The organism is Cellvibrionales bacterium (assembly GCA_016713115.1).
Classification (GTDB): domain Bacteria; phylum Pseudomonadota; class Gammaproteobacteria; order Pseudomonadales; family UBA7239; genus UBA7239.
The window spans coordinates 779,610-802,776 of sequence record JADJPU010000001.1 but is presented as its reverse complement, the minus strand read 5'-3'; the positions used below and the strand labels follow the sequence as shown (position 1 = coordinate 802,776).

Below are 23,167 nucleotides of genomic sequence, written 5' to 3'. Positions count from 1 at the left end.
TTACTGCGTCAATAAACTCTCACACGCAGTTACCAGTGCGCTAAACACGCCTTCCGGCACTTTGCGTTTTGGCCACTGACCGATCAAACGATTATCGACAAAGCCGCGCATGGCAGCGAAGAAAATCTGCCGCGCCGCGGCGCTGCCGGCGTGATCGATCGGAAACTCGGGAAAAATGCTCTGCCATAAAGCGCCCACGCGCGCCGACCAGCGTTTGACATAAGGGTTGGTGTTCAGCGCGAGTTCGGGGTCGCGGTTGAGGTTAAGCAGCAGCTCCATGGTGGCGAGGTAGGCGGGATGGTTGAGCAACTGCCAGGCGCGCTTAGTCAGCAGTTGCAGGCGCTCGTGCACGCTTTTTCCGGCGCCGCTCTGAGCCAGTTGATCTAATTCGGTGATGTAGGCGGCGATGATGCTGTCCAGCACCGCGCGGTAAATGCCGGCGCGATCGCCAAAATGGTACTGAATCACCCCCCAACTCAAACCGGCTTGGCGCGCGATGCGGTTGCTGGTGGCGCGGTGGTAGCCCTCGCTGGCGAGGCAGTGGATGGCGGCGTCGAGCACCGTCTGGCGCGTTTTTTCACTGGTGCGTGAAACGGCTTTATCGGTCATTCCTCGTAGTCCTGTCGGGTGTGTGCTGCGTTGACAATAAAATTATAGCGCGTACTATAATTTTACTTCCACAGGAGAGAGCTATGACTTATTCGCGCGCAGAATTGGAAAAAACCATGGACATCTGGCTGCAAGCCAATGAGAAGGCAGAAGCCACGGGCGATTGGCGCTGCTTGGCGGATTGCTACACCGAAGATTGCTACTACGCTTGGGATATTCCCAGCGGCCTGTACGAAGCGCGCGGTCGTGAAAACATTCGCGCCACTTGCGTGGGCGACGCGATGGATCCTTACGCGGGCTGGACATATCCGTACGAGAAAATTGTCATCGACGAGAAAAAAGGCGAAGCATTTTGCTGGTGGTGGCAAACGCCGCCCAAAGATGGCAGTGGCAAGGCATTAAAAAATGCAGATGGTTCACCGATGCGCGTAATTGGTGCATCGTGGTTCAAATACGGCGGCAACCATCAATGGTGTGAGCAGCGCGATTTTTACGATTTTGGCAAAACCATGGAGTTTATTGATCAATGCGCAGACAAAGGTGCGTTGAGTGATTTGGCAATGGAGCGCAGACAAGAGCGCAACAAAATGATGATAATAATGTTGGAAGCGCGTTTGGCGTATTTGAAAAAAAGCGTTGGTGAAGCGTAATTTTTTGGAGAATGCGCGATGAGTAAACCGATTCCAAGACTCAGTGGTGCGAAACCTGAAACTGGTCACTACGACGAGTACCAAATTAATCAACCCAAATTTTTGATGCGCGTGCGGCAAGAATGCGGCGATGTCGGTGAATACAATTTGATGGGGCAGCCGCATGTGTTGATGAGCGGGCCAGATGCGCAGGAAGCTTGGTGTCGCGCGCCGGATGAAGTGTTGGGGCAATCTGCCGCTTACAAAGGCATGGTGCCGGTATTTGGCAAAGATGTGTTGTTTGATACGCCGCTGGAGCGCTTGAAGCAGCAATTAAAAATTCAAGTGGACGCGTTGCGCTATCAAAACATGAAAGCCTACGCGCAAGTGATTGCCGATGAAGTGCGCGACTTCACGAATAAGTGGGGTGAAAGCGGCGAGTTGGATATGGTGGACGAATTTGTACGCCTCACTTTGTACACCTCTACCAGTTGTTTGCTCGGCGTAGAGTTTCGCCGCGACATGACCGATGAATTCAGCGCGCTGTACCGCGATTTAGAACATGCGGTCATTGCGATTGCGTTTATTGATCCGTATTTGCCGCTGCCGGAGTTTGCCGCGCGCGATAAAGCGCGTGCGCGTTTGGGCGAAATGGTGGAAGAAATTGTCGCCAAGCGCCGCGCATCCGACAAGGAATACACCGATGCGTTACATACTTTTATGACGGCGACTTATACCGACGGCTCAACCATGTCGCCGCATGAAATTACCGGTTTGTTAATCGCCACGATGTTTGCCGGTCACCACACCAGTTCCGGCACGGCAACATGGACATTGGTCGAATTTTTACGGAATCCACAATTTATGGAGGAAGTGAAGCAGGAATTGGCCGCAGTATTTGCGGAGGGCGGCGAAGTGTCGCATCACGCCATGCGCGGCATGCCAAAAATGGAAGCCTTTATTCGCGAAGTGCTGCGCGTGCATCCGCCGCTGTCAACGCTGATTCGCGTGGTGGAGCAGGATTTCGCCTACAAAGATTTTGTGATTCCGAAAGGTTATCGCGTGGTGATGTCGCCGGGTGTGGCGCACAAAATTGCCGAAGTGTTTCCAGAGCCAGAAAAATTCGACATGCATCGCCCAGAACCGGAGCATTTGTTTGCGTGGATGGCGTTTGGTGGCGGGCGACACAAATGTGCGGGCAATGCCTTTGCGATTTTGCAGTTGAAGGCGATTTTCGCCACGCTGTTGCTGGATTTTGATTTTGAATTATCGCATTCCAAAGATTCTTATGTGGATGACCACAGCGGCATGACGGTAAAACCCTTGGCACCGATGACGGTGCGCTATAAAAGAAAAACAAAATAGGCGATTACCATGCGTGTAAAAGTTGATCTCGATTTGTGCCAAGGCCACAGCGTGTGCATGGAAGAATGCCCAGAGGTATTTTCTGTGCGCGATACCGAGAGCGGCTACCCGCAAGTGGTGGTGTTGCAGGAAGAGCCAGATGAATCGCTGCGCACAAAAGTAACGAATGCTGCGCGCGGTTGCCCGAATCGTGTGATTCGCGTAGAAGATTAAAGATAGAGGAGTAAATCATGCGCGTGCTGGTCACAGGCAGTACCGGTTTTGTCGGCTTGCACACGGTGCGCGCACTAAAACACAAAGGACATGAAGTAGTGGCCTTGGTGCGCAGCGCAGAAAAAGCGCAGCGATTATTTGCGCAATACGGCGTGGTGGTTGATCGAATTACTGTAGGTTCTATCACGGATGAAAATGCGGTGCGCGATGCACTGCAAGGCTGTAATGCGGTAGTGCATGCGGCAGCGGTAACGCCTATGCAAGTGGCGAGTGAAAAAGAATTGTTGGCAACCAATGTGGACGGTGTAAAAAATGTGCTCGGTGCCGCCTGCGATCTCGGCGCGCAAAACTGTGTGTATGTGTCCAGCATCACCGCAATTTTTAACACAAACTCCTCACGCATGAATGCAGATGCGCCAATTGCAAAATCAAAACATATTTATGGACAGAGCAAGGCGCAAGCCGAAGCCTATGTGCGCAGCCTGCAAGCACAAGGCAAGGGCGTAAAAACAGTCTACCCCGGCGGCATTATTGGGCCTGATGATCCGGGGCGCTCGGCAACCTTGCAGTCACTACTGTATCGCATGACGCAAGGTTTTCGCATTACCAGCGGCGGCACGCAACAAATTGATGTGCGCGATCTCGCAGCTTTTATGGTGGCGCTGTTAGAAAAAAATGATGGGCAGCCAGCGCGCTATCTCACGGCCGGTCATTACATGGCGTGGGAAACATTTGCCGATTTGCTCGACGACATTAGCGGAAAAAAATTACCGCGCAGTGAAATAGCAGGCTGGAAGCTGCGTTTGTTTGGTCAGATCACGGATATCAAACGCTTATTCAAACCGGATACTTCACCAATTTCTGCCGAGACCATGCGCTACGCTACGCAGTGGCCGCCTGTCAAAAATGCGGATGAAATGCAGCAGCTAGGCATTGTATTGCGCGAACCGCGTGCAACGTTTACCGATACGCTGCGCTGGCTGGGTGAAACAGGATTGTTAGATAAAGCGATATTGCCAAAACTATTTCAGGAAAAATAATCATCTCAGGAGAAAAGCGCATGAAATTTTGGCAGTCGTTAGCGTTTTGTGAATTGGATCAGGTTGTTGAGCTGGCGAAATTCTCAGAAGAACTGGGCTTTTATGGCGTATCTTTTGGCGATCATCTCATCACCACCAAAACACAGGTCGATGAATATCTGTACACGCAAAACGGGCAGGTATTTTGGCATCCAGAAACGCACTGGCCTGATCCATGGGTCATTGCAGCAGCGATAGCACAGCAAACAAAAAATCTGCAATTTTTAACTACGATTTATGTGCTGCCGATGCGTGACAGTTTTAATGCGGCAAAAGCGATTTCTACGGCGGCGTATTTATCCAATAACCGCATCATCATGGGCGTGGGTATCGGTTGGCAGAAAACAGAATTTGATCTGACCGGACACGATTTTCATACACGCGGCAAACGCACGGATGAACAACTGGAAGTGATGGCAAAACTGATGTCGGGCGCGATGGTCGAGCATCACGGTGCATTCCATGATTTCGCGCCGCTGCAAATGTCGCCTGGCACAACAAAACCAGTTCCGGTTTTTATTGGTGGTGATAGCGATGCCGCGTTTCGTCGTGCCGCGCAACATGATGGCTGGCTGGGTTTGCGCTACACCGAAGAGCAATTGCCAGCGGTGTTGCAAAAAGTGCAGGCGGCGCGTGAAGAAGCAGGAACACAGAGCAAGCCATTTGATGTCTGGACGGCGGTATTACAGCCGCAGGATGGAACCTTCAAGCGCGTGGAAGCCATGGGTGTGACCATGACTAACGGTGCTAACTTTATGGTGGATGGCAAGATTGTCCCCAGCGATATCGACTTTAAGAAAAAACGCATCGAGGCATTTGCAAAACAATTTATTCATGTATCCTAAAGGCAGATGTGTCGAGCATCAGATAAAAACAATAAGCATCGAATAACAACAAACATCTGGAGACAGGAATATGCGTAAAACCAAACTCCATTGGTTAGCAGGTTGCGGTTTGTTATTGATGGCATCACACAGTTGGAGTGTGGTCTCACAGGCAGAAGCCGATAAGTTGGGTACTACGCTTACGCCAATGGGCGCAAACCCAGCAGGTAATGCCGAAGGAACCATTCCAAAATGGACAGGGAGCATTCTCGGTGTGCCACGCGGTGTAAATTACAAAGGTACAGGTACGCATTACCCCACGCCGTATCCCGATGAAAAGCAGCCTATGTTTGTTATCACCGGAAAAAATTATACGCAGTATTTAAAAAATTTGACCGATGGCCAGATCGCTTTATTCAAAAAATATCCTGATACATTTCAGATGCCGATTTATCCTTCGCATCGCGATGTGCGTTACAGCGATCGCGTACACGAGAATACCAAGTTAAACGCGTTGTATACCGGCCTGGGCGCAGATGGCAACAGCGCCACCGATGTGTATTTTGGCGTCCCATTTCCAATTCCTAAAAATGCCGCCGAAGTGTTGTGGAATCACATGGCTTCGCCGATGTTGGGTGCAACCGAAGGCACGGTAGATGCCGCTGCTGTATACAATAACGGTGAAGTAAATATGCGGCAGTCCATTGAAAATCGCCATGTGCAGTATTACTCGAAAAATATTACGCGTGAAAAATTTAATGAATCGAATATTGCAGCGATGGTGATGGTGCAATTGATTTCTCCGCCGCGTGAAAAGGGCACAATAGTGTTGGTACACGAATACAAAAATGTGAGTGATACATCGCGCGATGCTTGGGTGTACTTACCCAGTGTGCGTCGTGTACGCCGTTCGCCAAGTATCGCTTACGATTTCCCAGACAGTGCTGGCGGTTTGCGCACCGTGGATGATGCGATGTTGTTCAACGGCGCCAACTCGCGCTACACATGGAAGTTGGAGGGCATGCGTGAAATATTTATCCCGTACAACAACAATGAATTGGACAACCCAGAAGTCACCTACAAGGAATTGTTGACAAAAAATCACCTCAACCCGAAATACATGCGCTACGAGTTGCACCGCGTACATGTGGTTGTGGCTGAGCTGCGCGAAGGCAAACGCCATATTTATGCCAAACGCAGGCTCTACACCGATGAAGATACTTGGGCAGCGGTGTTGGCTGATAACTATGACGGCCAAGGTAATTTGTGGCGCACTAACTTCCGCAGCATGGTCGATCAATACGACTTGCCTGGGATGGGTGCACGGATGGAGGTGTATCACGATCTAGAAAAAGGCGCGTACTTGGCTAATTATTTAGTGAATGAACAGAAAGGTCCGCCGCGCTATGTGGATCCGCCACTGCCAGACAGTTATTTCACACCGATCATGGTGCGGCAGATGGGTAAATAAATACGCTGTGTATTCAACTCGCTGGATCTACATCCAGCGACCAGCGCATTCCACGCGGTAATTTCTGATTCTCAGCCCACGCACAAAATTGCGCCAGTGTTTTTTGCAGTGCACTGCGCCGTGCACTTTTGAGTTGCACATCAAAACGATAAAAATTAGCGCGTTTTTCCATGGCCGCTGGCCAAGGGCCCGCCAGTTGCACGCCGAGTTCACACTGTATTTGTAGCTGTTTCATCCACGCGCGCAGTAGTTGTAATGCCGCATTGGGATCGGTGTGTTCGACGCGCAGCAGTGCTAAATAGGTATAAGGCGGCAGCGCGGCAGCTTGACGCTCCGCCAGCAATAAACGCGCTAAATGTTGATAGCCTTCTTTCAGCAGTGCTTGCAGCAGAGGATGTTGTGCGTAGCGACTTTGTATCATCACATGTCCTGATTTTTCTGCGCGTCCTGCGCGTCCTGCCACTTGTTCTAGCAACTGCCCCATTTTTTCCGGCGCGCGAAAATCAGCAGAAAATAAACCGCTGTCGATATCCAAAATTGCTACCAGCGTGACATGCGGAAAGTGATGTCCTTTGGCTAACATCTGCGTGCCGACCAGTACGCAGGGCTTGCCGTGTTGAATTTTTTCTAAGGTATCGTGCAGTGCGTTTTTGCGCGCCATGCTGTCGCGATCAATGCGCAACACCGGATACTCTGCAAACTGCTCGCAGAGATACTGCTCCGTGCGCTGTGTGCCTACGCCGATAGCATCCAAGCGCGTGCTGGCGCATTGCGGACAACTGTGCGGCAAACGCTCTACAGCATCGCAGTGATGGCAGCGCAGTTGTTGTGTTTTTTTATGCACCGTGAGTTTGGCAGAGCAGTGCGCACAAATCGCTGGCCAGTTGCAATCGGCGCAGAGTAGTGCAGGTGCGTAGCCGCGCCGATTTAAAAACACCAACACCTGATTGCCTTTGTCCAGTGTGTCGCGCATGGCTTGCAATAGCGGCACGCTGATGCCTTCCGTGAGCGTTATGCGTTGCGTATCAATAATTTCTACAGTGGGTGCTTTGGCATTGCCGGCGCGCTGCGTTAAACGCCAGTGTTGATAATTGCCTTGCATGGCGTTGTATAAAGTTTCTAGCGATGGTGTGGCGCTGCCGAGCAATACTGGAATATTTTCGCGCTGCGCGCGCAACACCGCGAGATCGCGTGCGGAGTAGCGAAACCCTTCTTGCTGTTTGAATGAGCTGTCGTGCTCTTCATCCACAATAATGATGCCGAGCTGCATCATGGGTGTGAATAATGCCGAGCGCGTGCCAATCACAATGCCCGCTTCACCGCGCTGCGCGCGCCGCCAAGCGCGATAGCGTTCGCCGTCAGCTAAACCTGAATGCAGCGCGAGTACGGGGCAGTGAAAACGGCGGCGAAACCGCGACACAGTTTGCGGCGTTAAACCAATTTCCGGCACCAACACCAAAGCCTGTTCGCCGCGCGCTAAAACTTTTTCAATCAACTGCAAATACACTTCGGTTTTGCCGCTGCCCGTTACACCTTCTAAAAGCGTGGCGGAAAACTTGCCTGCGCTGACACCCGCTACCGCAACGCGCTGTTCTTCGTTGAGTGACAAATGTTGTTCGGCTAATAAATTTGCTGCATCAAAAACGCTGGGTTCTGCCGTATAGCATTCCAACAAACTGCGCTCGTGCAGTGTTTTGATCTGTGCGCTGGAATAGCCGGCGGCAAAAATATCTTCACGCGCGGCGCTGTCTTGCAACAGCCATTGATACAGTGCAAGTAATTTGCTGTTGGCGCGCAAGGTGTGTGTTGTGGATGGAATAGCGCGCCAGTGTTGCTCGTGTGCGAGTTGATTATTTTTTCCTTCGCGCAGCGTGTGCGGCAACAAACTGTAAAACACTTCACCGAGCGGATATTGATAGTAGCGCGCCGCCCACTGTGCGATTTCAAATAACACGGGTGTTAGAGGTGGCGTATCATCCAAGATTGCTTGCGCGGGCTTTAATTTTTGCAATGGAATGTCGCTATGATCGGCCAGCGCAACCAACACGCCGATTAACTGCTGCCGCCCAAAACTGACACGCACGCGCAGGCCGAGTTGCAGTTGTTCTGCGGCGATGTTTTCTGGTGGTAAGTAATCGAACAGCCGCCGCAATGGAACCGGCAGTGCGATGCGCAAAATTACCAAGTTATTCGCAGGCAATATGTTCGACCACTTCGAGGTCGTAACCGGAGAGGGCGCGATAGCGCAGCGGCTGCCCAAGCACACGCATTTTTCCCACACCTAACTCGCGCAAAATTTGCCCGCCGACACCCACGGTTTTATGAATGTTGGGGCTGGCAGCGGTATTTTGCAGCGGTTTTTTCCCGAGCATAGTGAGTGCGCTATCGTGCAATTCTTCTACGCTTTCGCACTGGTGAATCAACACCAATACGCCTTTGCCTTCGGCGGCAATTTTTTCCATACAGCGCCGAATATTCCAGATTTTTGTATCCGGCGGTTGCGCGCAAAACAAATCGCGCATCGCGGTAGCTAAATGCACGCGCACCAAGGTTGGCTCTGCCGCGCTGATGTCGCCTTTCACCAAGGCGTAGTGATATTCCTTGTCTACTTTGTTAATAAACGAAACCAATTCAAATTCGCCGTAATCAGTTTGTATCGGCGCGCGCTGTGAAATTTCTACCGTGCGCTCGTGTACAAGGCGATGGTGAATCAAATCGGCAATCGTGCCGATTTTTAGTTGGTGTTCTTTGGCGAAAATTTCTAAATCTGGGCGGCGCGACATGGTGCCGTCGTCGTTCATGATTTCGCAAATGACACCGGCGGATTCCAAACCCGCCAAGCGCGCCAAGTCGCAAGCCGCTTCGGTGTGGCCAGTGCGCGCCAACACGCCGCCGGGTTCGGCCATCAATGGAAAAATGTGACCGGGTTGTACAATGTCAGCCGCTTGCGCATTTTTTGCCGCTGCCACTTGCACCGTGCGTGCGCGATCCGCCGCTGAAATGCCGGTGGTGACACCGGTAGCTGCTTCTATCGACAGCGTAAATTTTGTGCCAAACCCCGACGCATTTTTTTGCACCATCAAGGGCAAACCCAAGCGCTCGCAGCGTTCGCGCGACATCGGCATGCAAATCAAACCGCGCGCGTATTTCGCCATGAAGTTGATGTGTTCCGCGCCGCAATGCTCGGCGGCCATGATGATATCGCCTTCGTTTTCGCGGTCTTCGTCATCCATCAAGATAACCATTTTTCCCGCGCGAATATCGGCGATCAATTCTTCAGTGGTATTTAATTGCATGTGCCTGCCTCAGGATTTTTGTCCTAGGATTTTGTGCCGTAGCGCGCCAATTCTGTCGCGAGATCCAAACGCTCTACCGTGCCGCCGTGCTCCCATTCGCCCCAATCGTGGCGTGGAATGGTGAAAGTAATTTCAATTTCATTGCCGTCGGGATCTACACCATACACCGATTTCGTCGCGCCGTGGCTGGAAGCGCCAGTCAGCGCATTGGCTTGTTGTAGCGCATGCAAGGCGGCGGCCAAATCTTCGATCGCCGTTACTTTCCATGCGATGTGATAAAGCCCCGCCGCGCCGCGCGGTGTGCGCGTGGCATGCGTATCGGCTTGAAATAAACCGAGATCGTGGTGCTGATCGCTACTCGGTGCGCGTAGTAGGCAGGCGCCGCGCTCGTCTACAACCTCCTGCAAACCGAGCACGCGCGTATAAAAATCTTTCGATTGTTGTACATCGCGCACCCAATACACGGCGTGGTCGATACGGCTGACGGCAAAGCTCATCGCGCAGCGAGCTAAGGATTAAAACACTTCAAACAAACCGGCTGCGCCTTGTCCGCCGCCGATGCACATGGTGACAACCACATATTTCACGTTGCGGCGTTTGCCTTCCAGCAGCGCGTGGCCAACCATGCGCGCGCCGCTCATGCCGAATGGGTGGCCGATAGCAATCGCGCCGCCATTCACATTCATGATGTCGTTGGAAATGCCCAAAGTGTCGCGGCAGTAAATCACTTGCGAAGCAAAGGCTTCGTTCAATTCCCACAGGCCGATGTCACTCGACCTTGAGTCCGTGGCGTGCGAGCAATTTCGGCACAGCGAACACCGGGCCGATGCCCATTTCATCGGAATTGCAGCCTGCCACTGCCAAACCGCGATACGCGCCCAAAGGCTGCAAACCTTTTTGTGAAGCGAGTTTGCTGTCCATCAACAAACAGGCAGATGCGCCGTCAGATAACTGCGAAGAATTGCCGGCGGTGACGAACTTGCCTTCTTTCACCCACTGGCCGTCTTTCCACACCGGCTCCAATTTTGCTAAACCTTCCAGTGTGGTATCGGCACGGTTGCAATCGTCGCGATCAACTACCGTTTCTTTGAAAGTGGTCTCTTTGGTTTCTTTATTAAATACCGACATCGTGGTTTTCATTGCCACGATTTCATTGTCAAAAATACCATTTTTTTGCGCGGCTGCTGTGCGCATTTGGCTGTGGTAGGAATATTCGTCCTGCGCTTCGCGCGAGATGTTGTAACGCGCGGCGACCACTTCGCCGGTTTCCAGCATAGGAATATACGCGGCGGGATCCAGCGCTTTCACAGCATCGGATTGCGAACGAAAAGTATTTTTGTGTTTGTTTTGTGTCAGAGAAATAGATTCCACACCACCTGCAACCGCGATGTCGATTTCATTGCACATGATGGATTTTGCAGCCGTGGCAATCGTCATCAAGCCGGACGCGCACTGCCGTTCCATCGCCATGCCGGCAACCGTGGGCGGCAGACCACCGGCAATCGCTGCGAGGCGACCCAAGCAATACGCTTGCGTGCCTTGTTGTGCAGCAGCACCAAACAACACATCGTCAACCGAAGCGGGATCAATGCCGGCGCGCTTCACCACTTCGCGCACCACATGGCCGGCCATGGCCGGTGCTTCGGTTTCATTAAAACCGCCGCGAAATGATTTGGCTAAACCGGTGCGAGCGGTGGATACGATGACTGCTTCTCTCATGGCGATTACCTGTTATGCGATGTTCAATGAGTTGATATTAAAAAAAGAAAATTTATTCGGGGAAATAGCGCGAAATGGTGTCCACTACGCACGCGGGTTTATCCGAGCCTTCGATTTCAACCGTGACGCGAATTACCGCTTGCACGCCGCCTTTTTCTTCACTGGCCTCTACCAATTCACCGCTGCCGCGCACGCGAGAACCGACTTTTACCGGCATCGGGAAACGAATTTTTCCGCAACCGACATTCACGCCCATTTTGATGCCTTGCACATCCACAATTTGCGGCAGAAATAAATTCACCAGCGACAGCGTGAGATAGCCGTGCGCAATGCAGGCGCCGAAGGGGCCGTCTTTGGCTTTCACAGGATCGACATGTATCCATTGGTGATCGCCGGTGGCATCGGCAAATAAATTGATGCGATCTTGGTCGATCAACAACCATTCACTGTGACCGAGCTGCGCGCCGACCGATTGCAGTAATTCGTTGGGGTGTTTGAAAATTGTCGTCATAAAAAACCTTAAGCGCGCTGTGCAGACACGGCGAGAATTTCACCGGTCATGTAAGAAGAATAATCGGAAGCCAAGAACATCATCACATTCGCCACTTCCCACACTTCCGCGCCGCGCCCGTAAGCTTCTTTGCCTTCCAATTCTTTTAGCAATTCTTCCGGTGCGGATTTTTTCAACATCGGGTGCACGGCCAGTGACGGCGCTACCGCGTTAATGCGCACACCGATTTCCGCGCCTTCCACGGCGGCGCAGCGCGTGAGTGCCATCACGCCCGCTTTGGCTGCTGCGTAATGCGCTTGCTCTTTTTGTGCGCGCCAGCCGAGCACGGACGCGTTGTTGACGATTACGCCGCCGGTGCCGCGCGCTTTCATCACTTGCATCATGTAGCGTGTCATGCGCATGGTGCCGTTCAGCGTGACATCAATCACTTTGAACCACTCGGCATCTTCCATATCCACCAATTGTTTGGAGGTGCCAAGGCCGGCGTTGTTAATCAAAATATCAATGCCATTCAGTTCTTTTTCCGCGAAGTCAACCAATGCGCGCACTTCATCTTCTACGGCAACATTGCAGGTTTTCCCCCACACGCTTTGCAAACCGGTTTCTTCTTTTAATTTATCGACAGAGGCTTGCAAGCGGCCTTCGTGTATGTCGCTGATGACAATCGCGCGGCAACCTTCTTCCACTGCTTTTTTCGCGGCGGCAAAACCGATACCGACACCAGCCGCCGCCGTCACTAAAACTGACTTGCCTTTTAATAAACCGTGACCGGGAACATATTCGGGGTTGTTAACAAAATCCATGGTGCTGACCTCTGTAATAATCGCTAAAAAATTATCTGCCTTTGGCTTCTTTGGGCATGCCCAAGCCGCGCTCGGCGATGATGTTGCGTTGAATTTGGTTGGTGCCACCGTAAATGGTGTCGGAGCGCGTGAACAAATACATGGATTGCAAACGCGTTAAGTTGTACGGCGCGCTTTCGATCATTTCCGCTTCGGGGCCGAGTATATCCATCGCCAGCACGCCGAGGTTGCGGTGCCAGCTCGCCCAGTGCAATTTGTACACCAGCGAAGATTTATCCAGCGCGCCATCGTCACCAGCCGACAACATGCGCATGGCGTTGTAACGCATCAAACGCAAACCGGTGTGCGCTTCCGCAATGCGCTGGCGCAATATCGGATCTTTTGCCGCGCCGTTTTCTTTAGCGATGCGCACGATTTCATCCAATTCATTTTGGAACAACATTTGTTGGCCGAGTGTGGACACGCCGCGCTCAAAACCGAGCAAGCCCATGGCGACTTTCCAGCCGTCGCCCGGATTGCCGACGATGTCTTCCGCCACTGCGTCATCAAAAAACACTTCGTTGAATTCCGAGGTGCCGGTCAGTTGTTCGATGGGGCGCACGGTGACGCCAGTTTGGTGCATAGGTACGAGGAAAAAGCCCAAGCCTTTGTGCGCGACAGAATCGGGATCGGTGCGCGCAATCACAAAACACCAATCGGATTCGTGCGCCAGCGAGGTCCACACTTTTTGCCCGCTGATAATCCATTTGCCTTTGCTTTCATCAAAACGCGCTTTGGTTTTGACATTCGCCAAATCCGAACCTGCGCCCGGTTCAGAATAACCTTGGCACCACAATTCTGTGCCAGACACGATGCCTGGCAGATATTTTTTCTTTTGTTCTTCTGAGCCAAATGCAATGAGGGTAGGGCCAGCTAGCCCTTCACCGATATGCCCCACGCGGCCAGGTGCGCCTGCGCGCGCGTATTCTTCAAAATAAATTACTTGCTGTTCGATAGTTGCACCGCGACCACCGTGTTCTTTCGGCCAGCCGACGCAAGTCCAACCGCCTTCAGCGAGTTTTTGTTCCCACTGTTTTCGTTCGTGCGGGAACATGTGTTCGTCGCCGGGGCCGCCGCGAAATTTGAGTTGCTCAAAATCACCCACCAGATTGGCTTTTAACCACGCGGCAATTTCTGCGCGAAATTGTTCATCGGCTTTGCTGAAAGTTAATTTCATAATTGGCTACTCTTTATACAACCGCTTCACATCGGCAGACACGCTGTAAATACATCCGTGTACGCTCGATGCCCGTTCCTGCGGGCAACGGTCTGCTTATGTGAAGCTGCTGTAAGTTCATTTCATGCGTCCAGCAACATCTGTGCCACCAACTCGCGTTGGTAGGCGCTGTTGCCTAAAAACAATTCCGTATTTTTGGCGCGTTTGAAATACAAGTGCACATCGTATTCCCAAGTGAAACCCACGCCGCCGTACAACTGAATGGCTGAACCGGCGTTGAAAAAGAAGCTGTCGGAGCAATAGCCTTTTGCCATCGCCGCCGCTTCGTGCAATTCTGCAGCCAGCGTTTTATCTCCATCCACTTGCAGAGCTTCTTGCGCCACACAAGCGGCGTAATACACTGCGGAGCGCGACACCTCGCATTTCAGCATCATGTCGGCTGCTTTGTGTTTGATCGCTTGGAAGCTGGCAATGCTGCGCCCAAATTGCACGCGCTCTTGCATAAACGCAACGGTGCGATCGAGAATTTCTTGCGCGCCGCCCATCTGTTCTGCCGCGACAGCAATTTTTGCCAAGCTGATGATTTTGTGCAGCGACGACCACGCTGTGCCTTCGTTGTTCATCAAGGCAGAAGTTGGCACGCTGACATTATTCAAAATAACATCCGCTTGATGGCGGGTTTGATCCATGGTCGGCGTCCAACGGCACGCAACGCCCGCTGTATTCGCTGGCACGGCAAACAATGCAATGCCGTTTTCACCCTGCGAGTTTTCGGCGCGCGCCGCGATGATTAACAAATCTGCTGTGTGACCGTCGATCACATAGCGCAGCGTGCCGTTTAAAACAAAGTTGTCACCAGATTTATTGTAAGTGGCCGTGACGGCATTTGCGCCCCAATCACCGCCGTGTTTGGCAGCGGCTGCGCCGGTGTAGGCGAGTGTGGCTGTTAATGAACCTTCAACAATTTGCGGCAAGTATTCTGCTTGTTGCGCTTCTGTTCCCGCGATCAACAATGCATTCACACCAAGACAAACAGTGGAATAAAACGGAGCACACAACAACACGCGCCCCATTTGTTCCAGCACCGCCGCGAGTTCGACATAACCCAAACCCATGCCGCCGTGCTGCTCAGGAATGGTGATCGCTTGAAAGCACAATTCCGTGCAAATGCGCTGCCACAGTTCTGTGTCGTAACCCGTATCGGTCGCCATGGCTTTGCGCACGGCTTCGGAAGTGGAGACATCTTGCAAAAAACTTTCCGCCGTTTCGCGGATCATTTTTTGTTCGTCGGTGAATCGAAATTCCATTATTTAGGTTCCGTAAACTTTTTGTGCGGGCACTTCTTTCGCCAGCAATTCTTTCATCGCAGTGCCCACTTCTTTTGGCGCCCAATGCGCGCCTTTGTCTACACCGGCGGTGGTGCGCCAGCCGTCGGCGATGGAAATTTTTCCACCTTCCGCTTCAAACACGCGACCCGTGACTTGCGCCGCTTCTGCGGAAGCCAACCATGCGAGCACGGAGGACACATTTTCTGGCGCCCAGTAATCGAAGCTGCCGTCCGTGGGTGCTGCCATGCGTGTGGCCATAGCTTCCACGGCGGTGGTCATGCCGGTGCGCGCTGCGGGTGCGATGGCATTGGCGGTGATGCCGTAGCGGCCGAGTTCTGCGGCTTGGTTCAAGGTGAGTGCAGCAATGCCGGCTTTGGCCGCCGCGTAATTGGATTGACCGATAGAACCCTGCAAGCCTGCGCCGGAGGTGGTGTTGATGATGCGCGCATCGACTTTTTTTCCGGCTTTTGATTCGTCGCGCCAGTAGTGCACCGCGTGCGAAGCAATGCAGAAGTGGCCTTTCAAATGCACAGACATGATGGCGTCCCACTCCGCTTCGCTCATGGAAGCAAACATGCGATCGCGGTTGATGCCGGCGTTGTTCAATACAATGTGCAAATCACCAAAAGCGGCGATCGCTTCTTTCACAGCGTTTTCGCTGTCGGCGTAGTTGGTGATGTCGGAGGTGTTGACGATGGCTTTGCCGCCCGCTGCTTTAATCTCATCCACGACTTTTTGCGCGGCATCTTTGTTGATGTCGTTCACTACTACCGCACAACCTTCAGCGGCAAACACTTTGGCGTGCGCTGCGCCCAAACCGCCGCCGGCACCGGTGATGATGGCAACGCGATTATCTAAAATACCCATAATCAAATCCTCACAAAATATTTTAAAAAAATTACAGTCTTTCGCTATTTATAGACGCTCAATAATGGTGACATTGGCCTGACCACCGCCTTCGCACATGGTTTGCAAACCGTAGCGGCCGTTGGTGCGTTCCAGTTCGTGCAACAGCGTGGTCATCAGGCGTGTGCCAGTAGCACCCAGCGGATGACCGAGGGCAATCGCGCCGCCGTTGACATTGGTTTTGGCGTGGTCGTAACCGGTTTCTTTTAACCAAGCCATCACCACGGAAGCGAAAGCTTCGTTGATTTCAACCACATCAATATCGGACATTTTCATGCCCGCTTTTTTCAGTGCGTACTGCGTGGCAGAAATCGGCGCGGTCAACATCCAGATCGGGTCTTCCGCCCGCACACTCATGTGGTGGATGCGCGCGCGCGGCTTCAAGTTGTATCGTTTCAGTGCGGTTTCCGAAACAATCAACATCGCGGATGAGGCATCGCAAGTTTGTGATGAAACGGCGGCGGTGACTTTGTCACAACCGAACAAGAAATCCAGCTCCGCCATTTTTTCTAGTGAAGACTGACGCGGTGTTTCGTCATTTTCTACGCCGGCCAGCGGAAGAATTTCGCGTTTAAAACGACCTTCAGCGATGGCTTTTAATGCACGCGTGTGCGACTCGAGAGAAAAAATTTCCAAATCTTTGCGCGACAGATTCCATTTATCCGCAATCATCTGCGCAGATTTGAATTGTGTGGGCGGTTCTGCGCCGTAGCGCGCTACCCAGCCGGTTGAACCGCTGAACGGGTCTTTGAAACCCATCGGCTCGACGGCAGTCATCGCTGAAGAAATCGGAATTTGCGTCATGGTTTGCACGCCGCCCGCGACGATGACATCCATCGTGCCGCTCATCACCGCTTGCGCAGCAAAATGCACAGCTTGTTGCGAAGAACCGCACTGGCGATCAATCGTTGTGCCTGGCACTTCTTGCGACAAACCGGCAGCGAGCCACGCGGTGCGCGCGATGTCGCCAGCCAGCGGGCCGATGGTATCGACGCAACCAAAAATCACATCGTCGTATTCGTTATCGGGAATGCCGTTGCGCTCCACAATGGCTTTCAACACATGCGCGCCAAGATCCGCGCCGTGAATGTGTGCAAGGCCACCTTTGCGGCGGCCGGTAGGTGAACGAACTGCGTCAACAATATAGGCTTCTGGCATTGTCTCATTCCTCTTTAAAACGTATTTCCCGCGCCAATTTTTGCGCCATCTACCAACACAAAATCCGCCACGCGATTTTTATGAAACGCGACATCGCCCCAAGTGTTGTTCAGCGCCCAGGCTTTTTTCATAAAGATGTGCATGTCCACTTCCCAGGTGTAGCCCATCGCGCCGTGCACTTGGATGCCATTTTTTGCGCCGAGCAGTGACGCTTCGCTGGCGGCGAGTTTGGCGTGCGACACATGCAGTGCTGCATCGGGGTGATTGTTGGCAATGGAGTACGCCGCGCGATGCACAACTGCTTTCGCGTATTCCAGCGGCACAGCGACATTCGCCAAGCGATGTTTGACCGCTTGGAAAGAGCCGATGGCTTTGCCGAACTGCGTGCGATCCGTGGTGTATTTCACCGAAATTTCGATCATGCGTTGCGTCAAACCCAAGGCTTGCGCCGCTGCACCGAGTGCGCCGGCGTTTACCGCATCCGCAATCAATTTTTTCGCTTCGTCACCGCGTGCAACACAAGTGGCGGTGGAAGGTTCCCACTGCACGCTGAACAATTTGCGCGAAGGGTCGATGCTTTCATTGTGCGTCAGTTGCACCATGCTTTTGGTGACGGCGTGAATTTCATCGCCGTGTTGCAGTAGCAGTAAATCGGCGATGTGCGCATCCGCCACCAACAAGTTTTGCGCTAAACCCACGGCGACTTTCGCTTCGCCAGAGGCAATGCGCGGCAGCCACGCAAATTTTGCCGCGTCCACACTGAGCGCATTGATGAGCGGCACGGCGACCAACACCGTTTCCACTAATGGCTCAGGCAGCGCGACAAAACCGCAGGCTTCGGCGAGCAGCACAAAATCCACTGCGTTCATGCCCATGCCGCCGAATTCTTCCGGTACGGTCAAACCGGTTAAACCTATGCCCGCCATCGCTTGCCACAAATCATCACTGCGGCCGCTTTCTGTTTCCCACAGGGCGCGAATTTTTTCTGGCGTGACTTCGTTCACCAGAAATTTTTTCACTTCTTCTTGGAACAATAATTGGTCATCGCTAAAGGTAAAGTCCATCGTCGTCGCCTCCCTTAGCGCGGCATACCGAGCATGCGCTCGGCAATGATGTTGCGTTGAATTTCGTTGGTGCCGGCGTAGATAGGGCCGGACTGCGCGAACAGGAAGCCGTCCAACCAAGTGCCCACGCCAGCCGCAGCGGGTGCGTGCGGCAGCAATTCGGCGCGCGCCGACAAAATGCTCATCGCGGTTTCGTGCATGCGCTGATCGAGTTCTGACCAGAAGATTTTGTTGGTGGAGGATTCAGGGCCGATCTTGCCGCCTTTGTTCAAACGGCAGGCCGTTTGGTAGGTGGTCAGGGTGTAGGCTTCGGCGTCCAAGTAGGCGCGGGTCACCGCATCGCGCACGGTGGGGTCGCGGTCGGCCGACTCACGGTTGGCTTTGTACAACTCCATCAAACGGCGCGCAGTGTTCTGGAAGCGGGCGGGCGAGCGCAACATCAGGCCGCGCTCGAAACCGGCGGTAGCCATCGCCACTTGCCAGCCTTCGCCCTCTTTGCCGAGGCGGCGTTCCACCGGCACTTTCACATTGTCGAAGAAGATTTCCGCAAAACCGGGCAGGCCGTCCAACTGCGGGATAGGGCGCACGGTGATGCCAGGGAGATTGAGCGGCACGAGGATGAAGGTCAGGCCGTGGTGGCGGCTGGAGTTGGGGTCGGTGCGAAACATGCCGAAGCATTGGTCGGCCCACACCGCGCGCGTGGACCAGGTTTTTTGCCCGTTGACGATGTAGTGCTGCCCGTCTTCGGTCAGCTCGGCTTTGGAGCGGATGGCCGCCATGTCGGAGCCCGCGCCCGGCTCAGACCAGCCCTGCGCCCACACCTCGGTGCCGGTCGCCATCTTCGGCAGGAAGTCTTCTTCTGCTCGGCCGTGCCGTATTCCATCAGCGTGGGGCCGAGCAGGAAGATGCCGTTCTGGTTCACGCGCAGCGGTGCGCCCGCGCGCCAGTATTCCTCTTCAAAAATCAGCCATTCGATCAAATCGCAACCGCGCCCGCCGAGGGCTTCCGGCCAAGTCACCATGCCCCAGCGACCGCTGTTGAGCTTGGCCTCCCATGCGCGGTGTTGTTTGAAACCTTCAGCGGTATCAAAGGATTGCAGGGGTTCTTGCGGCACATTGGCGGCTAGCCACGCGCGCACTTCAGCGCGAAAGGCTTTTTGTTGGTCGGTGTAGGCTAAATCCATGGGCAATCTCGCAAAAATGGACAGCGGGCATCAGCCAAGATGGGCTGAAAAACGGGCGGCGATGATACCACGGGGCGGGTGGTCTGATACGCGCTCAGCCAGCGGGACGGCAGCGCACCAACATCTTCGGCGTGAGTTCCATCACCAGTTCATCGCGCTGGTTAAACATTAAGTTTTTACAGGTGACGATGCCGTGATCGGGGCGAGATTTCGACGGTCGCGCCTCCAGCACGCGAATCTCCAGCCGCAGCACATCGCCCGCGCAGACAGGCAGCAGCAAGTTCATGTGCTCCACGCCGAGGCCGGCGGAGTAGGCGGGGCAGCGGTCGAGGTTGTTCACCAGCCACGAGCGCGCGCAGATGATGAGCGTGCCAGGGGCGACCAACTGCCCGAACACGGAATCTTTGGCCGCGATGGGGTCGGTGTGGAAAGGCTGCGGATCAAAACGGCGACCGAATTCGAGGATTTCTGCCTCGGTGACGAGATAGCCGCCGGCGCGGGCGACGAAATCGGGTGTCATATCCTCAAAGTAGGCCAGAGGCCCCGGATGAAAGCCGGCAACAGACATAGTGGTTGCATCCACAAAAAGGGCGCTCAGTTTATCCTGAGCCGGTGCCGCCGTTACACTGCACATTTCCGCAACGCTGCCGTATTTCACACAGGAGAATTGTTATGGCTGTTACCCTCGCAAAAGAAGCGCTCGATGTCGGCATCATCACCAACAACGGCGAAAAAATGCTCGCGTTTTATCGCGATGTGTTGGGTTTAGTGCAAGAGCCGTCGATTCCGTTTCCGGGCTTAGGCACCATTCACCGCCTCGTTTGTGGCAACAGCATTTTGCGCATCGTCGCGGCAGATAACGCGATTGAACAAGTGGCAGGCGGCGCGTTTGCCTCGCGCAATGGCATTCGCTATTTGACCATCAACATCAGCAATCTCGATGAAGTGGTTGCGGATTGCAAAGCCTTCGGCAGCCCGATAGCGGTGGATATTCGCGAACTGCGCCCCGGCGTGCGTTGCTGTCAGTTGCAAGATCCCGATGGCAACTATGTTGAATTTATTTGTGCGGGTTGAGAGGAAATAGCATGGAACTTTACGGCAGTTTTACCTCACCCTATGTGCGCCACATTCGTATTGCTTTGTTGGAAAGTGGTTTGCCTTGTGCGTTTGTCGAAACGGATGCTGCCGCCAGCGCCACGCTGTCGCCCACGCAAAAAGTACCGTTTTTGAAATACACGGAAAACGAGCAGGAAAAACATCTGAGCGATTCCAGTGCTATTTTGAAATATATCCGCGAAAAATCCGGCAAAACTTTTTTCGGAGATGCAAAAAATACGCTGGCAGATTTCGATAATTTTTGCATGGCCAATACATTGTTGGATGCGTCGATCAATTTGTTTTATCTGGAAAAAGACGGCGTAACCCCACAGAGCAGTGTGTACATGGCACGCCAGCAGTCGCGCTTGCAAACGGGTTTGGCTGAGTTAAACAAGTTGCACTTTTCTTCGTCGGCACCTTTTAGTGAAGCTGAATTGCGCATCGCCTGTTTTCTCGATTGGGCACTGTACAGAAAACGCTTATCGCTGGAGGGTTTTCCAGCATTGCAGAAGTTATTGGCAGATTTGCGCGGCTATCCGCACTTTGTTGATACAGCGCCGCCTACTGCTTAAATTTTCGCGCGGAAAATTCTGTGTCTACTGCTGTTGAAAAAGCTCTGAGTGCCGCTTGGGCGCGCCGCGCGGCCTGCGCTGCTTTGCAAGATAGCAATGCGCTGCGCGTATTTCACGGCGCGGGCGAGGTATTGCATGACGGTTCCCAAGAGAGTGCTTTATTGAAAAGCCTCTCAGTTGATCGCTTTGGTGAGCACGCTTGGGTGACGCTGTGGGAAGTGCACGACACTGATCGTCAACAATTTGAAAAACTGCTGCAAAAGCCGCTGTGTGATTTTTTTCGCCAGCATTTTGCTTCGGCGGTGTTGCAGATCAGACCACGCAAAGGCACGATTCACGATCCTGTGGTTTTGTTTGGTGAGCCGCCAGCAGCGCATTGCACAGTGCATGAAGGCTCGGCGCAGTATCGCGTGCAGATGCACGGCGTAAAACATCCGGGCTTATTTTTAGATCACGCGCCGCTGCGTGCTTGGTTAATTGGCAACAGTAAAAACCTGCGCGTGCTGAATACTTTTGCCTACACCGGCAGTTTGTCGGTGGCGGCGGCACTGGGTGGTGCGGCGCATGTCACTACGCTGGATTTATCAAAAGCGACAATGCGTTGGGCGCAAGAAAATGGCGAATTAAATGGTTTGTGCGATGACAGAGCGCGCTGGATAGCTGGCGATGTATTCGAGTGGTTGCCGCGTTTGAAACGCGAGATCGCGCAGGGCAAACAGCCGGCATTTGATATGGTGATTGCGGATCCGCCTTCGTTTTCGCGCGGTGAAAAAGGCGTGTTTTCCACAGCCAAAGATTTAACAGCACTACATGTGTTGCTGTTGGGTGTGTTGGCACCGAACGGATTATTGGTGACATCCATTAACTCCGCACAAATTTCGTGGGCGCAGTATGAAAAAGATTTGCTGCAAGCTGCGCAGCAGCGTCAGTGCCATTTGCAGGTCTTACAGCGTTTGGAGCAGCCCTCCAGCTTTCCCAACTGGTTGGACGAGCAGGCCGATGAGCGTTATTTGAAAGGCTTCATTTTGCGTGCAATGAAAGTGTAAGAGTTACTCGGAAATGTATCCCGCTTCACGCTGGTGTCGGATGGAAAGAATCAACACAGCATCTTCGTTTTGTTCGTAGCTATACAGTGCTAGATAGCCGGACTTTCCGCGCGAAATGACGAGTTCTCTGAGTTCTGATTCTGCTGTGCGTCCGATGAGCGGGTGATTCTCCAGTATCTGCACTGCCTCGGTGATAAGGGCAATGGTTTCTGCGGCGGCGACCGGTTCGGCTTGCAGGAGAAAGTCGGTCAATCGGTCGAGATCAGTCAGTGCTCGCTCGGCATAAATCAGACGCGCCAAGATTTGCTCCTTGGTTTCGCGGCGGGTTTGCCTTGCGCGCGCGTTTGCAGGTAAGCATGAACCTCGTCTGCCGTGTATCCCTTGCCGGATTTAATAGCCTCTTTTCTGGATGCGATGGCATCGGCAACAAACTGCGCGCGCTTTTCAGCGTGGGTGGCCGCGGTGCGAATGGCATCTACCATAAACGCATGCGGCGTGATGCCCTGCAGCTTTGCGGCGGCGGTGGCGAGTTGTTTGATGTCTTCGGGTAGCTTGAGAGATGTTGTAGACATAGCGGCTTCACTCCCCGTGAACTGGTGACACCATGGTAACACTGAGCCAGCCGTGTATACTGCCGCTCCCTGAAAAAATGCCCCTCATCGAACCATGACCCAATTTCTTATTTTTCTTGGTCAGCAGTGGATGCTGGTCTCTCTGTTACTGGCACTGCTTGGCTTTTTCATGTGGAACGAAAACCGCCGCGCGGGGAGTAGCCTGTCCGTGCATCAGCTCACGCATCAGGTGAACAACGCCAACGCCCTCGTGGTGGATTTGCGCGAGCCGAAAGAGTTTCGCGAAGGGCATGTGGTGGATGCGCTGAACATTCCCTACGCCAAGCTCGCTGAGCGCATGGCGGATTTGGATAAAACGCGCCCGCTGGTGCTGGTGGATAAAATGGGTCAGCACAGCGCCGCGGCCGGTCGCACTCTGATGCAGGCGGGCTACCAAGTGTCGCGCTTGAACGGCGGCATGAGCGAGTGGACGGCATCCAACTTGCCCGTGGTTAAAGGCGGTTGA

The 23,167-nt window shown here is 53.3% G+C and carries 24 protein-coding genes and 2 pseudogenes; 10 read left to right on the top strand and 16 right to left on the bottom strand.

Features of this window, described 5'->3' with window-relative positions; translation table 11 throughout:
* On the bottom strand, nt 1-609 hold the full coding sequence (locus tag IPK30_03930; protein MBK8102441.1) for a TetR/AcrR family transcriptional regulator: 609 nt from the start codon (nt 607-609) through the stop codon (nt 1-3).
* Between the two features lie 83 nt (nt 610-692).
* Here IPK30_03930 and IPK30_03925 point away from each other — a divergent pair, with 83 nt between their 5' ends.
* The 6 genes from IPK30_03925 (at nt 693) to IPK30_03900 (ending at nt 6,190) form a co-directional block, all read left to right on the top strand.
* A complete protein-coding gene (locus IPK30_03925; GenBank protein MBK8102440.1) occupies nt 693-1,259 on the top strand; it encodes a nuclear transport factor 2 family protein in 567 nt (188 codons plus the stop codon).
* Between the two features lie 18 nt (nt 1,260-1,277).
* Entirely contained in the window at nt 1,278-2,603 is a 1,326-nt protein-coding gene (locus IPK30_03920) for a cytochrome P450 (protein MBK8102439.1), read from the top strand.
* A gap of 9 nt (nt 2,604-2,612) precedes the next feature.
* Nucleotides 2,613-2,816 (top strand): ferredoxin, encoded by a 204-nt coding sequence (locus IPK30_03915; protein ID MBK8102438.1) that lies wholly within the window; start codon nt 2,613-2,615, stop codon nt 2,814-2,816.
* A gap of 17 nt (nt 2,817-2,833) precedes the next feature.
* Nucleotides 2,834-3,856 (top strand): NAD-dependent epimerase/dehydratase family protein, encoded by a 1,023-nt coding sequence (locus tag IPK30_03910; GenBank protein ID MBK8102437.1) that lies wholly within the window; start codon nt 2,834-2,836, stop codon nt 3,854-3,856.
* A gap of 20 nt (nt 3,857-3,876) precedes the next feature.
* Nucleotides 3,877-4,740: a TIGR03619 family F420-dependent LLM class oxidoreductase gene (locus IPK30_03905; GenBank protein MBK8102436.1), complete on the top strand. Its 864-nt coding sequence runs from the start codon at nt 3,877-3,879 to the stop codon at nt 4,738-4,740.
* Nucleotides 4,741-4,810: 70 nt separating this feature from the next.
* Complete coding sequence (locus IPK30_03900) at nt 4,811-6,190, top strand: DUF1329 domain-containing protein (GenBank protein MBK8102435.1); 1,380 nt, start codon at nt 4,811-4,813, stop codon at nt 6,188-6,190.
* A gap of 13 nt (nt 6,191-6,203) precedes the next feature.
* Here IPK30_03900 and IPK30_03895 read toward each other — a convergent pair whose 3' ends face one another.
* The 13 genes and pseudogenes from IPK30_03895 to IPK30_03835 all read right to left on the bottom strand — a co-directional run bounded on the left by IPK30_03895 (nt 6,204) and on the right by IPK30_03835 (nt 19,942).
* Nucleotides 6,204-8,375 carry a primosomal protein N' gene (locus IPK30_03895; GenBank protein ID MBK8102434.1) on the bottom strand — a complete coding sequence of 724 codons (2,172 nt, stop codon included), beginning with the start codon at nt 8,373-8,375 and terminating at the stop codon, nt 6,204-6,206.
* Between the two features lies 1 nt (nt 8,376).
* The gene (gene ribB, locus IPK30_03890) at nt 8,377-9,486 is read right to left on the bottom strand and encodes a 3,4-dihydroxy-2-butanone-4-phosphate synthase (GenBank protein ID MBK8102433.1); all 1,110 of its coding nucleotides are present in this window, start codon (nt 9,484-9,486) and stop codon (nt 8,377-8,379) included.
* Nucleotides 9,487-9,509: 23 nt separating this feature from the next.
* Entirely contained in the window at nt 9,510-9,983 is a 474-nt protein-coding gene (locus IPK30_03885) for a VOC family protein (GenBank protein ID MBK8102432.1), read from the bottom strand.
* An 18-nt stretch (nt 9,984-10,001) separates the two neighbouring features.
* Nucleotides 10,002-11,205: pseudogene (locus IPK30_03880) on the bottom strand (acetyl-CoA C-acyltransferase).
* A 52-nt stretch (nt 11,206-11,257) separates the two neighbouring features.
* A complete protein-coding gene (locus tag IPK30_03875) occupies nt 11,258-11,716 on the bottom strand; it encodes a MaoC family dehydratase (GenBank protein ID MBK8102431.1) in 459 nt (152 codons plus the stop codon).
* An 8-nt stretch (nt 11,717-11,724) separates the two neighbouring features.
* Nucleotides 11,725-12,519, bottom strand: coding sequence for an SDR family oxidoreductase (locus tag IPK30_03870; protein ID MBK8102430.1), 795 nt, complete (start codon nt 12,517-12,519; stop codon nt 11,725-11,727).
* A gap of 31 nt (nt 12,520-12,550) precedes the next feature.
* On the bottom strand, nt 12,551-13,735 hold the full coding sequence (locus IPK30_03865) for an acyl-CoA dehydrogenase family protein (protein MBK8102429.1): 1,185 nt from the start codon (nt 13,733-13,735) through the stop codon (nt 12,551-12,553).
* 122 nt (nt 13,736-13,857) lie between these two features.
* A complete protein-coding gene (locus tag IPK30_03860) occupies nt 13,858-15,042 on the bottom strand; it encodes an acyl-CoA/acyl-ACP dehydrogenase (GenBank protein ID MBK8102428.1) in 1,185 nt (394 codons plus the stop codon).
* A gap of 3 nt (nt 15,043-15,045) precedes the next feature.
* Nucleotides 15,046-15,930 carry an SDR family NAD(P)-dependent oxidoreductase gene (locus IPK30_03855; protein ID MBK8102427.1) on the bottom strand — a complete coding sequence of 295 codons (885 nt, stop codon included), beginning with the start codon at nt 15,928-15,930 and terminating at the stop codon, nt 15,046-15,048.
* Nucleotides 15,931-15,978: 48 nt separating this feature from the next.
* The gene (locus IPK30_03850) at nt 15,979-17,127 is read right to left on the bottom strand and encodes an acetyl-CoA C-acetyltransferase (GenBank protein MBK8102426.1); all 1,149 of its coding nucleotides are present in this window, start codon (nt 17,125-17,127) and stop codon (nt 15,979-15,981) included.
* A gap of 14 nt (nt 17,128-17,141) precedes the next feature.
* Entirely contained in the window at nt 17,142-18,191 is a 1,050-nt protein-coding gene (locus IPK30_03845) for an acyl-CoA/acyl-ACP dehydrogenase (protein ID MBK8102425.1), read from the bottom strand.
* A gap of 14 nt (nt 18,192-18,205) precedes the next feature.
* Nucleotides 18,206-19,374 (bottom strand): annotated as a pseudogene (locus IPK30_03840) (acyl-CoA dehydrogenase family protein).
* A 94-nt stretch (nt 19,375-19,468) separates the two neighbouring features.
* Nucleotides 19,469-19,942 carry a MaoC family dehydratase N-terminal domain-containing protein gene (locus IPK30_03835; GenBank protein ID MBK8102424.1) on the bottom strand — a complete coding sequence of 158 codons (474 nt, stop codon included), beginning with the start codon at nt 19,940-19,942 and terminating at the stop codon, nt 19,469-19,471.
* A 104-nt stretch (nt 19,943-20,046) separates the two neighbouring features.
* Between IPK30_03835 and IPK30_03830 the strand changes: the two genes are divergently transcribed.
* Genes IPK30_03830 through IPK30_03820 form a run of 3 tightly spaced genes read left to right on the top strand, consistent with a single transcriptional unit; the run spans nt 20,047 to nt 22,090 of the window.
* Complete coding sequence (locus IPK30_03830) at nt 20,047-20,448, top strand: VOC family protein (protein MBK8102423.1); 402 nt, start codon at nt 20,047-20,049, stop codon at nt 20,446-20,448.
* Nucleotides 20,449-20,459: 11 nt separating this feature from the next.
* The gene (locus IPK30_03825) at nt 20,460-21,044 is read left to right on the top strand and encodes a glutathione S-transferase family protein (protein MBK8102422.1); all 585 of its coding nucleotides are present in this window, start codon (nt 20,460-20,462) and stop codon (nt 21,042-21,044) included.
* 20 nt (nt 21,045-21,064) lie between these two features.
* Nucleotides 21,065-22,090 (top strand): class I SAM-dependent rRNA methyltransferase, encoded by a 1,026-nt coding sequence (locus IPK30_03820; GenBank protein MBK8102421.1) that lies wholly within the window; start codon nt 21,065-21,067, stop codon nt 22,088-22,090.
* Between the two features lie 3 nt (nt 22,091-22,093).
* Here the strand turns inward: IPK30_03820 and IPK30_03815 are convergent, their stop codons facing one another.
* Together IPK30_03815 and IPK30_03810 are read right to left on the bottom strand one after the other, a co-directional pair.
* Nucleotides 22,094-22,390: a type II toxin-antitoxin system RelE/ParE family toxin gene (locus IPK30_03815; protein ID MBK8102420.1), complete on the bottom strand. Its 297-nt coding sequence runs from the start codon at nt 22,388-22,390 to the stop codon at nt 22,094-22,096.
* Nucleotides 22,378-22,662, bottom strand: a complete 285-nt coding sequence (locus tag IPK30_03810; protein ID MBK8102419.1) for a DUF1778 domain-containing protein — start codon at nt 22,660-22,662, stop codon at nt 22,378-22,380. The genes IPK30_03815 and IPK30_03810 overlap by 13 nt, the downstream gene beginning before the upstream one ends.
* Nucleotides 22,663-22,756: 94 nt before the next feature.
* Here IPK30_03810 and IPK30_03805 point away from each other — a divergent pair, with 94 nt between their 5' ends.
* Nucleotides 22,757-23,167, top strand: a complete 411-nt coding sequence (locus IPK30_03805) for a rhodanese-like domain-containing protein (GenBank protein ID MBK8102418.1) — start codon at nt 22,757-22,759, stop codon at nt 23,165-23,167.